Source organism: Solimonas marina (genome assembly GCF_012241385.1).
Lineage (GTDB): Bacteria > Pseudomonadota > Gammaproteobacteria > Nevskiales > Nevskiaceae > Solimonas > Solimonas marina.
In genome coordinates, this window is sequence record NZ_JAAVXB010000006.1 from 66,568 (window position 1) to 79,599 (window position 13,032).

9 protein-coding genes are annotated in these 13,032 nt (G+C 64.1%); 4 read left to right on the forward strand and 5 right to left on the reverse strand.

Going from position 1 to position 13,032, the window contains the following annotated elements; genetic code table 11:
- Window positions 1-24: 24 nt before the first annotated feature.
- From G7Y82_RS11930 to G7Y82_RS11945, 4 genes are all read left to right on the forward strand, one after another.
- Window positions 25-1,185, forward strand: coding sequence for a metallophosphoesterase (locus G7Y82_RS11930; protein ID WP_168148358.1), 1,161 nt, complete (start codon window positions 25-27; stop codon window positions 1,183-1,185).
- A 122-nt stretch (window positions 1,186-1,307) separates the two neighbouring features.
- The gene (locus tag G7Y82_RS11935; protein WP_168148359.1) at window positions 1,308-2,081 is read left to right on the forward strand and encodes a Crp/Fnr family transcriptional regulator; all 774 of its coding nucleotides are present in this window, start codon (window positions 1,308-1,310) and stop codon (window positions 2,079-2,081) included.
- Window positions 2,082-2,141: 60 nt separating this feature from the next.
- On the forward strand, window positions 2,142-3,695 hold the full coding sequence (locus tag G7Y82_RS11940) for a carboxylesterase/lipase family protein (protein WP_168148360.1): 1,554 nt from the start codon (window positions 2,142-2,144) through the stop codon (window positions 3,693-3,695).
- A 500-nt stretch (window positions 3,696-4,195) separates the two neighbouring features.
- On the forward strand, window positions 4,196-6,433 hold the full coding sequence (locus G7Y82_RS11945) for a TonB-dependent receptor (protein WP_168148361.1): 2,238 nt from the start codon (window positions 4,196-4,198) through the stop codon (window positions 6,431-6,433).
- Between the two features lie 192 nt (window positions 6,434-6,625).
- Here G7Y82_RS11945 and urtE read toward each other — a convergent pair whose 3' ends face one another.
- The 5 genes from urtE to urtA all read right to left on the reverse strand — a co-directional run bounded on the left by urtE (window position 6,626) and on the right by urtA (window position 12,950).
- Window positions 6,626-7,327 (reverse strand): urea ABC transporter ATP-binding subunit UrtE, encoded by a 702-nt coding sequence (gene urtE / locus G7Y82_RS11950; protein WP_168148514.1) that lies wholly within the window; start codon window positions 7,325-7,327, stop codon window positions 6,626-6,628.
- Window positions 7,328-7,358: 31 nt separating this feature from the next.
- Window positions 7,359-8,168 carry an urea ABC transporter ATP-binding protein UrtD gene (urtD, locus tag G7Y82_RS11955; RefSeq protein ID WP_168148362.1) on the reverse strand — a complete coding sequence of 270 codons (810 nt, stop codon included), beginning with the start codon at window positions 8,166-8,168 and terminating at the stop codon, window positions 7,359-7,361.
- Window positions 8,165-9,265 carry an urea ABC transporter permease subunit UrtC gene (gene urtC / locus G7Y82_RS11960; RefSeq protein ID WP_168148363.1) on the reverse strand — a complete coding sequence of 367 codons (1,101 nt, stop codon included), beginning with the start codon at window positions 9,263-9,265 and terminating at the stop codon, window positions 8,165-8,167. The genes urtD and urtC overlap by 4 nt, the downstream gene beginning before the upstream one ends.
- 690 nt (window positions 9,266-9,955) lie before the next feature.
- A complete protein-coding gene (gene urtB, locus G7Y82_RS11965) occupies window positions 9,956-11,470 on the reverse strand; it encodes an urea ABC transporter permease subunit UrtB (protein WP_436286673.1) in 1,515 nt (504 codons plus the stop codon).
- 241 nt (window positions 11,471-11,711) lie between these two features.
- On the reverse strand, window positions 11,712-12,950 hold the full coding sequence (gene urtA / locus G7Y82_RS11970) for an urea ABC transporter substrate-binding protein (protein WP_366515660.1): 1,239 nt from the start codon (window positions 12,948-12,950) through the stop codon (window positions 11,712-11,714).
- Between the last annotated feature and the right edge of the window lie 82 nt (window positions 12,951-13,032).

Sequence of the window (13,032 nt, forward strand, 5' to 3'; positions counted from 1 at the left end):
CGGAATCGTGCCCACAACTCGGCGATGCGCCGAAATGCCCAGCTTGTTGCCGCCGCCCTGATCGCCCTGCTCCACCTCTATGTCGGCTGCCGGCTGCTGCCGGCGCTGGCGTGGCCCGGTTGGGCGACGACGGCCGGCGTGTTCTATCTCGTCCTGTCCGCCGCACTGATGCCGGCACCGCTGTTGGTTCGCCTCACACGTTTGTCCGAGCGCGGCGCCGATACCCTGGCGTGGATCGGCTATCTGTTCATGGGCGCGTTTTCGTCGCTGTTCGTGTTCACGCTCTTGCGCGACGTACTGATGGTCGGCTGGCTGACTGCGGAATGGTTGCGCCCCGGCACCTTCAATGTGCTGAGCCTGCGCCACGACAGTGCCGAAATCGTCGTCGCGCTGGCGGCGGCGGTCAGCCTCGTCGGCCTGTTCAATGCGCGGCGCACCGCGCGCGTGGTCGACGTTGAACTGCCCCTGGCCGGCCTGCCGGCGGCCTTGCACGGCTTCACCATCGTGCAGCTCAGCGACGTCCACGTCGGACCGACGATCAAGCGCGGCTACCTGGCCGCCATTGTCCGCCGCGTCAATGCGCTCGGTGCCGATCTGGTCGCGCTGACCGGCGACATCACCGACGCGCACGTCGACCGCATCCGCCGCCACGTTACACCGCTGGCCGAACTGCAGGCACGACACGGCGCGTACTACGTGACGGGCAACCATGAGTACTACCACGGCGACGTCGATCACTGGCTGGATGAAGCGCGACGCCTCGGCCTGCGTGTGTTGCTCAATGAAAACGTCGTCGTCGATCACGACGGCGCGCAACTGCTGGTTGGTGGCGTCACCGACTACAACGGCCATCACTTCGGCGAGTCGCATCGCAGCGACCCGGCCGCCGCCGTGCGCAGCGAATCGGCCGCCGCCGTCAAACTACTGCTCGCACACCAGCCCTTGTCGATGAAGGCTGCCGCCGAAGCCGGCTTCGACGTGCAACTGTCGGGCCACACGCACGGCGGCCAGATCTGGCCGTGGAACCTGTTCGTGCCGATGCAACAGCCCATCGTCGCCGGCCTGCACCGCGTCGGAAAACTGTGGGTCTACGTCAGTCGCGGCACCGGCTATTGGGGCCCGCCGCTACGCTTCGGCGCGCCATCGGAAATCACCCGGCTGAAGCTGGTGCCGGCGGCGGGCTGATGTCGCGCGTCAGGACTGTGGCGGGTGCTTGAGGCAGTACTGATAGCCGGCGACGGATGAGCGAGCCGTTCTGCCCGTCAGGATGTCCACAGCAGCAAAACTCGGCTAGCATCGCGGCCGCTATGTCCGACGACATCGTGCTCAAGACCATCGAGGGATGGCAGTGGTTCGCTTATGTGCCGCCCGAGGCCAGGCAGTGGCTCGCCGAGCGCGCGAGCGTGCGGGAGATCGCCAAGGGCAAGATGATCTTTTCACCGGGCGACGCCGTGGAAGCCGTGTTCGGCGTGATCAGCGGCTCGTTTCGCATCTACCTCATCAATCATCGCGGTGACGAAATCACCATGGAGGAGGTCGTCGCCGGCGGCTGGTTCAGCCACTACGCGCCGCAGCCGCAGCCCCGACACCTGTTGCATTGCGTTTGTCAGCACGCCGGTCGTGTCGTGGTCGCCCCGCACCTCGTCCTCGTCGAGTTCGCCGAGCGCTGGCCGCAGTACTACAAGGGTCTGTACGACGAATTCACGGCTCGCGCGATTGCGGTCTTCGCACGCTTGGAACTGTTGAGCTTGCACAACACGAATGTGCGTTTTGCCGTTTACCTGCTGCGCATGGCGCGGGTACGAGGCCGTGCCGAGGCCGACGGTAGCGTGCGTATCGACCATGACGAAAGCCAGTCGGAGATCGGCTCGCGCATCGGCGCCACCCGCCAGCGCGTCAACGGCGTGATCGCGAGCTGGACGCGTCGCGGCATCATCGAAGTGAGCAAGGACTGCATCTTGGTGCGCGATGTCGCCACGCTACGCAGCGAAGCCTGCAAGACCGGCTTCGATCTGGATGGCTATCTTTCGGCGTGGCACTACGGCTGGCAGGGCAACGCACTGCAGAACGTGTCGCGATAGTGACAGCGCATTGCGGGGCACAGCGCTTACCGTAGCGGTCGATACCTGCCGGGCCGCTTCATGACCATCGTTCATCTGTCCTGCGGCGACGTGCGCGGCACGCTCGAGGACCAGCAGCATGTGTTCCGCGGCATCCCGTACGCACAAGCACTCTCGGGGGCCGCGCGCTGGTTGCCCCCGCAACCGCGGGCGCGCTGGAGCGGCACTTTCGACGCCCGCCACTTCGGTCCGTGCGGCATGCAGTTCCGCAAGCCGATGCCGCCCTTCCTGTCACGCGTGCATCGTGAGTTCCTGAATGCGATCGGCGAGCGGCCGACCCAGACGGAAAGCGACGACAGCCTGCTGCTGAACATCTGGACGCCCAGCATCGACCGCAACGCACGCCTGCCGGTGATGGTCTATATCCACGGCGGCGGCTTTACGATCGGCAGCGCCAACGAGGTCTATACAGGCGAACGCTATGCTGCGAAGGGCATCGTGCTGGTGGCCATCCAGTATCGTCTGGGTCCGCCCGGCTTCCTGCACGGCAGCGGCCTGTTCGATGGCGATTTCTGTGCCGACAACCGTGCTTTCCTCGATCAGTTGCTGGCCCTGCAGTGGGTTCAGGAACATATCGAGCGCTTCGGCGGTGATCCAGGCTGCGTCACGGTCTTCGGCGAATCGGCCGGCGCCTTCAGCGTCTATCCTCTATCCGTGAGCCCGATGGCGAAGGGCCTGTTGCACCGTGCCATCGCCATGGGCGGCTCGATCACGACCTGCGCACCGGCACAGGACTATCACGCACTGACAAGGGAATTGCTGCCCAAGGTCGGGGTTGCCGTCGGCGACCGACAGGCATTGACGGCGCTCGAAAAACCGCAACTCATGCGCCTGCAGGACCTGATCACGCGTTCGATCTACTTCAACCGCGATCCGCAACGCTACGGCGCACTAGGCCGGACCCGGGTCGGGGCCATGGGCACTGCCGTCGGCACGCCCTTCCAGCCCCGGCCGCTGCTCGATACCTATCGCGACGGAACGCCCAACGACATCGATTTGATGATCGGCACCTGCGCTGACGACGGGCAGCTGTTCTCCATGATGCTGCCCCCGTTCCGAATGCTGTCGGCACGCGTATTCATGAGCGTCCTTTCCGGGCTGTTTCCGCAACACAAGACCGCCCCGGCACGCGCGTTCTACCGCCGACAGATGGTGGGTGCAGACCGACTGCGTCGCTACGATCAGATCAACAACGACGCGTTTTACCGAATGCCGACCATTCGCGCGGCGGAAGCGCATGCGATCGGCCATCCAGGCCGTACCTGGCTCTATGAAATCGGTCTGCAGTGCGCTATCCCCGGTTTGCGCGCCATTCATGGCATCGATGTCGCACTGCTGTTCGGACTCGACTCACCGGCACGTCGCGCGCTCTACGACGACGAGCAGACGCGCGCCGTATCCGAGCAGATGCTCGACGCCTGGACACGTTTCGCGCGCAGCGGCTCGCCGCAAAGTCCCGACCTGCCCTGGCCCGCGTACGATGAGGTAGACCGCGCGACGATGGTGTTCGATGCCACGACCCGCGTCGAGCGCGACTGGGCGGGTCAGTTCCGCCCGTTTTGGGCAACGGCCTGAACGGCTCGGCACACTCGGCGTTGTGCGTATGCCGCTATTTCCAGGGCGTCGGGCGTCAGGCCGGCATCAGCGAACGACTGCACGCCCGCGCCGCAACACCCCAGCTCCGTCTTGCCGCGAGCCTGCCGTTTCAGCCTGCGCTGCCTGCGCTTCCGCCGGCGCACCGAATGTGCCGATGATGAATCCACTCTGCCTGTCACAAGTGAGACAGCGCTAGCCATCGCGACGGCACAGACTCCGCCCCATATCGGGAGGAGACCCACATGCCAAAGAGCATACGAACGGCCGCTAGCGGCCTGATGTCGATTTTGATTTTGGCCGGCACGGCGCTCGATGCGCGGGACGTGCTGGCACAGCCGATGGACGCAGCGTCGGCCGAACCAGCACAAACTGCCGCGTCGACACCCGAGGAGAGCACGGCCCCCGGGGAATCCCCGGCTGAAACGAATGATCCAGCGGACGCGGCGTCGGCGACCTCCGAGTCGCTCGCAACGATTTCCGTGTCGGGCGCCGACACACCGCCGCCGGTGTCGATCGAGCGCGCGCCGCCGGCCAATGATCAGATCGCCGAGGTCGTGGTCACGGCGACCAAGCGCAAGAAGTCACTGCGCGACATTCCGGCGTCGATCACCGAGTTCGACGGCAGCACGCTCGAAGAACAGGGCAAGCAGAATCTGACCGACTATCTGCAACAGGCGCCGGGCGTGACGCTGACGTCGATCGCGCCGAGCTTCCCGCGCATTTCCATGCGTGGCATCAGCACCGATACCAGCGGCCTGTCGCCACTGCCCTCGCCGACCGGCATCTTTATCGGTGATGTCGCGTTCAGCGACCCTTACATTTCCAACGTGCAGCCCGATCTTGCCGCCTTCGATCTGGCGAGCGTCGATGTACTCAAAGGCCCACAAGGCACGCTGTTCGGCGGCGCTGCGCTCGCCGGCGCGATCCGCTACGTCCTCAACGATCCCGTTTACGGCGAGTGGCAAGGCCGGGCGTTCACGCAGTACGACCGACCAAAGGGCGGCAGCTCCGCGCTGAGTAGCGGTGTCATGGCCAATCTGCCCTTGTACCGAGACAGCCTCGCATTGCGGCTGGGCTATGTAAGGCGTCACTACCCCGGTGTGATCGACCTGACCGATCCGACGCCCGAGAAGAATGTCGATCACGGCAGCGGCAACCAGTACCGCGCCATCCTGGCCTGGCAACCCATCGACGCATTGGAATTCAAGCTGACGCACCTCAGCCAGACGTACGGTGCGCCGAACGCGTCGCCCATCACAGACAACCCCGATCGTCGCGAGAACAGCCATCAGGTGTTGCCGGCACCGATCCACAACAAGTTCCAGCTCGACAGCCTGCAGATCAACTGGGACATCATCGACAGCGTGCGCGCCGTCTCGCTCAGCTCGTATACGACCAAGAACGCATCGGTGATGGCCGACGCCACGTCTGCGCTCATTGGTCAACCGCCGCCGGGCTATCCCGCCGCGCTCGGGGCTTTTAGCACCTTTCACGACGACTCCAAGGCCTTCGCTCAGGAATTGCGTCTGCAGTCGAACGGCAGCGGCCCGCTTGACTGGTTGATCGGCGCCTATTTCTACGATTACTCGGTGCGCTTCGACATTCTGGCCGACACGATTTTGCACCAGACTCTGATCGGCCATGACAGCGTTCTCGACACGCTGCTGGCAGGCGGTAGCCTCGATCCCAATGAGCTCTACAACAAAAGCTCGCTGCTGTACGCATCGAGCAAGCCGAAGGCGCAGGAGCGCGCACTGTTCTTCGACATCAGCGACACATTCTGGGACACGCTGGAACTGGAGGCCGGTGCGCGCATCTACTCAACGCAGGTCAAAGGCGGGTTCTACGGCACCGGCTTGTTGGCGCTGGCCGAAAACCGCGGCCAGGATATCCACTACGAGAACAACGAAATCAAGGAAAACGGCATCAGCCCGAAATTCACGGCGACCTGGCACTTCACCCACGATATTTCCGTCTACACGCAGGCGGCACGTGGTTTTCGCTTCGGCGGTCTGCAGAGCGTCCCGTCAACCCCGACCAACCATGTGCCGCCGGTCTACAAATCGGATTCCTTGTGGAACTACGAGATCGGCTTGCGAACCGCTTGGCTGCGCAATCGCCTGCACGCCGACCTCACCGCATTCGACATCGAATACAAGAACCCGCAACTCGGCCAGACAACGACCGGCCTGCCATTCAATTACACCGACAATGTAGGCGGTGCACGCAGCAAGGGCCTTGAAGCAAGCGTGCTATGGCTGACACCGATCCCCGGACTGATGCTGTCGCTGGACGGCGCGCTGACCGACTCGCGAACCACCAAGCCGTTCACCGCGTCCAACGGCGACGAAGTGTCGCCAGGCACACAGATGCCCGGCGCGGCGAAGTCACAGTACTCGGCCGAGCTCAACTACTTCGTGCCCATCGGCAGCTTCGATCTCGGCGCCCGTCTCAATTACGTCTATATCGGCAAGGGGTACAGCGACATCGTGCACAGCGTCACCATCAATGATTATGGAACGCTCAACGCCGGCATTACCTTGGGCTCCAGTGCTTGGGCACTGCAGCCGATGCTGGCGTTCAATGTCTCGAACATCCTCGACAAAACCGCCGTGGTCGGCGGAGGTACGGACATATCCATCGTCCAGACCTCGGTCACCTCATACCAGCTCAACATGCCACGCGCGTACTCGGCACGTTTGAGCCTTTCGTTCTGAACTTGATGCCATACCGAGCGCACACGGCGGAGGACTGGCCACTTCGCTCGCCGCAACTGATGACCGGAGCCGATCATCGCTGCGCAGGATCAAGACTGTGCCGCCCTCGCAGTGCCCAGCTGCGAGGACGGCCCAGGCCGTTCCCCCTTGAAACACGGTTGGGTGCCGGATCGTGACGCTGATACGGCCAAATCAGACGGTCAGATGCGTGCGAATCAGCTCGTCGCTAAGATCGCCGATCGCGCCGGTGGCGACCATCCGACCTTTGTCGATGATGCGGAACTCGCTGCCGACGCGGCGCGCGAACGGCAGCTTCTGCTCGACCAGCAGCACCGTCAGGCCCTGTTCCTCGTTGAGGCGCAGCAGCAGATCGCCGATCTCGTGGACGATGTTGGGCTGAATGCCTTCGCAGGGTTCGTCGAGGATCAATAGCTGCGGGTCGAGGACCATGGCCCGGCCGATCGCCAGCTGCTGCTGCTGGCCGCCGGACAGATCGCCGCCGCGCCGCCGTGACATCTGCTTGAGCACCGGAAAGGTTGCGTAGATACGCTCGATGACGTCGGCGAACCTGGCTTTGTCGGCGCGTGCGTAGATGCCGATGCGCAGGTTTTCCTCGACCGACAGCTGCGAGAAGATCTCGCGGCCCTGCGGCACGAAGCCGATGCGCAGGCCGGCGCGGGTTTCGGCGGCGATGCCGCGCAGCTCGCGACCGTCGTAGACGATCTCGCCGCTGACCGCCGGCACCAGGCCCATGACGGTGCGTAGCAGCGTGGTCTTGCCCATGCCGTTGCGGCCCATCAGCACCGTGCGCGAGCCGCGCGGCACCAGCATGTCGACATCCCACAGTGTGTGGCTGCCGCCGTAGAACTGGTTAAGGCCGCGCACCGCGAGCAGCGCGTCGTTCGGGGTCGTTTCGCTCATCGGATCATTCACCGAGATACACCTCGACGACCTTCTGGTCGTTCTGCACCTGGTCGATCGAACCTTCGGCCAACACGCTGCCTTCATGCAGCACGGTGACCTTGCGCGCGATCGAGCGGACGAAATCCATGTCGTGTTCGACGACGACCACCGAGCGTTGCCCGGCCAGCGACACCAGCAGCTCGGCGGTGCGCTCGGTTTCCTGCGGCGTCATGCCGGCCACCGGCTCGTCGACCAACAGCAACTGCGGGTCTTGCATCAGCAGCATGCCGATCTCCAGCCATTGCTTCTGGCCGTGCGACAGACTGCCGGCATCGCGGTCGCGCTCGTGCGTCAGGCCAATGGTTTCCAGCACCTGCTCGATGCGGCCCAGTTGCTCACCGCTGAGCTTGGCGAACAGAATCTTCCACGGCGACTTGTCGCCGGCCATCGCCAGTTCGAGATTCTCGAACACCGTGTGGCTGCCAAACACGGTCGGCTTCTGGAATTTGCGGCCGATGCCGGCTTCGGCGATGGCCGGCTCGCGCATCGCCAACAGGTCGATGGTCTGGCCGAACCAGGCCGACCCGGCGTCTGGCCGCGTCTTGCCGGTGATGACGTCCATCATCGTCGTCTTGCCGGCACCATTGGGTCCGATGATGCAGCGCAGCTCGCCGGCTTCGATGTACAGGTTCAGCGCGTTGAGCGCGCGAAAGCCATCGAAGCTGACGGTGATGTCTTCGAGATACAAAATGATGTTGTGCGACACATCGGGCTTGAGCGGCTGCGAGCGGATGCCGCGGCCGAGCGCACGGTCGATAAGGCGGGCCGTCATGATGATTGCTTCCGAAGCTTGCGCAGCAGACCGACGATACCCTGCGGCAGCAGCAGCGTGACGAGCACGAACAGACCGCCGAGCGCGTACAGCCACACCTCCGGCAAGGCCGCGGTCAGATAGGTCTTGGCGTAATTGACCAGCACCGCGCCGAGCGCTGCGCCATACAGCGTGCCGCGCCCACCGACCGCGACCCAAACGACCACCTCGATCGAGTTCAGCGGCGCGAACTCGCCGGGATTGATGATGCCGATCTGTGGCACGTACAGCGCGCCGGCGATCCCGGCCAGCATCGCCGAGAACACCCACAGCCACAGCTTGTACGACTCGACCTTGTAGCCGATGAACCGCGCGCGGCTTTCGGCGTCGCGCACTGCTTCGATGACGCGGCCGAAGCGCGAGTTGACGATGTAGCGGCAGGCCAGGAAACCCAGCGCCAGCGCGATGACCGTCGCCAGGAACAGCGCGACATGCGTACTGCCCTTTTGCAGATCGAAGCCGAGCAGATCCTTGAAGTCGGTCAGGCCGTTGTTGCCGCCGAAGCCCATCTCGTTGCGGAAGAACGCCAGCATCAGCGCATAGGTCAGCGCCTGCGTGATGATCGACAGGTAGACGCCGGTGACACGCGAGCGGAACGCCAGCCAGCCGAATACGAAGGCCAATACACCCGGCGCCAGAACCACCATCAGCATCGCCAACGGAAAGTGGTTCATGCCGTGCCAGAACCACGGCAGTTCCTTCCAGTTCAGGAACACCATGAAGTCCGGCAGGATCGGATTACCGTAGACGCCGCGCGTGCCGATCTGGCGCATCAAATACATGCCCATGGCGTAGCCGCCGAGCGCGAAGAACGCGGTATGGCCGAGGCTCAGAATGCCGCAATAGCCCCAGACCAGATCGACGGCGATCGCGAGCAAGGCATAGCACAGGTATTTGCCGAGCAGCGTCACGGTGTAGGTCGGCACGTGCAGCGCCGAGCCTTCCGGCACCGCGAGATTGAGCAGCGGCACCAGGATTGCGGCGAGCAGCAGCACGCCAAGGAAAATGCCGCTGCCGCGGTCGCTTTGCAGGAGGCGATTGATGAATGAAGTCTTCATGGGCGCATCGACCTCGGCGCGGCGAGCGGGCGCCCACCTCCCCCAGCCCCTCCCCCCGTGTGCGGGCGGAGGGGAGTCGCCGTGCAGCGAAATCCGATCCGAGCCTGGCGACGAACGGGCGCCGCATCGCCAACGCCGCGCAGACACTTCGAATGCGCTATGAGAAAGATGTCGCGATCGCTTTGCCGCGGGTAGCCGGCGAATGATGGTTGCATGGTTGCTTTCACCTCAGTGCGGCGAGCGGGCGCCCACCTCCCCCAACCCCTTCCCCCGGCACGCGGGCGGAGGGGCGTCGCCGTGCAGCGAAATCCGATCCGCGCCTGGCGACGAAGGAAAGTCACATCGCCGGCGCCGCGCAGACACTTCGAATGCGCTATGAGAAAGATGTCGCGATCGCTTTGCCGCGGGCGGTCGGTGAATGATGGTTGCATGGTTGCTTTCACCTCGGTGCGGCGAGCGGGCGCCCACCTCCCCCAGCCCCTCCCCCCGTGTACGGGCGGCGGGGAGTCGCCGTGCAGCGAAATCCGATCCGTGCCTGGCGATGAAGGAAAGTCATATCGCCAACGTCGCGCAGGCGCGTCGATGATGTCGTCCGCGGCATGGAGCCCTCTCCGCCCTCGGGGGCGGAGAGGGTTGGGTGAGGTGGGAGCGATGCGCGCACCGCAAGGCTGAAAGTGGAGATTCATCCCTTCAGCCCTCCGCCGCCCGGCCCTTTTGCGGGAACAAACCGCGCGGCCGGCGCTGGATGAAGAGGATCAGGAAGACCAGGACGAAAATCTTCGCGAGCACGGCGCCGGCATACGGTTCGAGCAGCTTGTTGACCACACCCAGCGACATGCCGCTGATCAACGTGCCCCACAGATTGCCGACGCCGCCGAACACCACGACCATGAACGAATCAATGATGTAGGACTGGCCGAGATTGGGACCGACATTGGTCAGCTGCGACAGCGCCACGCCGGCGATGCCGGCGATACCGGAACCGAGGCCGAAGGTTGCCGCGTCGACCCACTGACTGCGTACGCCCATGGCGCGCGCCATCGCGCGGTTCTGCGAGACTGCGCGGACCTTGAGGCCCAGCGACGTGCGCTTCATCACCAGTTGCAGCGCGGCGAACACGATCAGCGCGAACAGCACGATGTAGAGCCGGTTCCAGGTCAGCGAAAACAGGTCGTTGAGCTGCCAGACGCCACTCATGAAGTCCGGCGTCGACACCGAACGGTTCAGCGGCGAGAAGATCGAGCGCACCAACTGCTGCAGCACCAGCGACAGGCCGAAGGTTGCCAGCAGCGTCTCCAGCGGCCGGCCATAAAGGAAGCGCACGATGCCGCGTTCGATCGCGACGCCGGCCAGGCCGGAGACGCAGAACGCCGCCGGTATCGCCAGCAATACGGCGGCGGTGATGTGATTCGGCATCAGCAGCTGCATGACGTAGGCGGTATAGGCACCGAGCATCATCAGCTCGCCGTGCGCCATGTTGATCACACCCATGACGCCGAAGGTGATGGCCAGGCCGATCGCCGACAGCACCAGCACCGAGCCCAGCGACAGGCCGAAGAACAGGGTCTGCGCGGCGTTGTAGATGTCACGCCAGAAGTCGACATGCTGAACCGCTTTGAGCGCCGCCGCGCGCACCCGAGGATCGGTGTCCTTGCCGGTCGACAGCGGCTTGAGCGCGTTGTAAACCTCGTCGTCGAGATCGCCGTACAACAGCGTGGCCGCGGCGAGCTGCTTGTCGGCATCGGCACCGCCAAGATCGCCGAGCGCCAGGCCGGCGTCGATGCGCTTGAGCACCCCCGGATCGGTTTCGTGCGCCTTGCGTTCGCGTAGCGCGGCGATCGTCGAGTCGTCGAGGTCGCGCATCATTTCCTTGACCGCCTGGCGACGTACGGTCGCGCTGGGGTCGTTGAGCTTGAGCTGCGCGATCAGCACCTTGAGTGTCTTGCGCAGCCCGTTGTTGGTGCCGATGCGGTCGATGTCGTCCGGCGACATCGGCTTGAGCGTCTCGCCCGTGATCGCATCGCTGACCGGCAGACTGGTCGCATCATCCGGCGCGTCGCCGACGATGTAGACCTTGCCGTCATCGGAATTCGAATACAGCTTGCCGTCGAGCAGGGCCTGCAGCACCGTCATCGCCCGCGGATTGCCGGACTGCACGATCTGTCCGGCCAGGTCTTCCTTCTCGCTGAATCCGGCGTCGGCCATGCTCTGCACGTCACCCGCAAAGTCGTGCGGAGCGGCGGGTGCAGCCTCGCCCCCGCCGTCCGCACCCGTTGCCGTACCGGCGTCCGCCTGCACGTCCTGTGCGAACGCGGGCGCCGCCACGACGAACGACGTAGCCAGCAGCAACGCGGACAGACCGCGCTGCAGGCGCTGCGCAAGAGAGACCCCGGGCTGAACGCCCGGGGTCAAGACTGCCACTTGGTCTGTCCGTGTCATCACAGGCTCAGTTCTTCTGACCGACGCACTGCTTGGTCTTGGTGTTGTAGTTGCCGCACTTGAGCGTGACCCAGTCGCTCTTCAGATCCTTGCTGCCCGGCAGGTAGTCCGACCATGCGTCGCCCGGCACTTCGGTCTTGGTCTTCCAGACCACGTCGAACTGGCCGTCGTCGTTGATCTCGCCGATGTACACCGGCTTGGTGATGTGGTGGTTCGGCAGCACCTTGGCAGTGCCGCCCGTCAGATTCGGCGTTTCCAGGCCCGGCAGCGTGTCGATGACCTTGGTGGTGTCGGTGGTACCGGCCTTCTCGACCGCCTTCACCCACAGGTTGAAGCCGATATAGGTCGCTTCCATCGGATCGTTGGTCACCGCCTTCGGATCCTTCTTGTAGGCGTGCCATTCCTTGATGAAGGCCTTGTTGGCCGGCGACTTCACGCTCTCGAAGTAGTTCCAGGCGGCGAGATGGCCGACCAGCGGCTTGGTGTCGAGACCGGACAGTTCCTGCTCGCCGACCGAGAACGCGACGACCGGGATGTCCTCGGCGGAAATCTTCTGGTTGCCGAGTTCCTTGTAGAACGGCACGTTGGCGTCGCCGTTGATCGTCGAGACCACCGCGGTCTTCTTGCCGGCCGAACCGAAGGCCTTGATCTTGGCCACTTCGCTCTGCCAGTCGGAGAAGCCGAACGGCGTGTAGTTGACCATGATGTCGTCGGACTTGACGCCCTTGGCCTTCAGATACGCTTCGAGAATCTTATTGGTCGTACGCGGATAGACGTAGTCCGTACCTTCGAGCACCCAGCGCTTCACGCCGACGTCGTTCATCAGATAGTCGACGGCCGGGATCGCCTGCTGATTCGGCGCGGCGCCGGTGTAGAAGACGTTCTTCGACGATTCTTCACCTTCATACTGCACCGGATAGAACAGCAGGCCGTTGTCCTTCTCGAACACCGGCAGCACGCTCTTGCGCGACACCGAGGTCCAGCAGCCGAACACGACGGAAACCTTGTCCTTCTCCAGCAGCTCCGCCGCCTTTTCGGCGAACAGCGGCCAGTTCGACGCCGGGTCGACGACCACCGGCACCAGCTTCTTGCCGAGCACGCCGCCCTTGGCGTTCTGCTCGTCGATCAGCATCAGGACCGTGTCCTTCAGCGTCGATTCCGAGATCGCCATCGTGCCCGACAGCGAGTGCAGGACACCGACCTTGATCTCGCCGTCGAAGGCGGAGGCCTGCAGGCTGGTCGCCATCAGCAGTGGCGCGGCAACGGCCGCGATCATCGTGCGTATCAAATTTCTGCGTTGCATGGTGTTATCACTCCGTATGGATTGA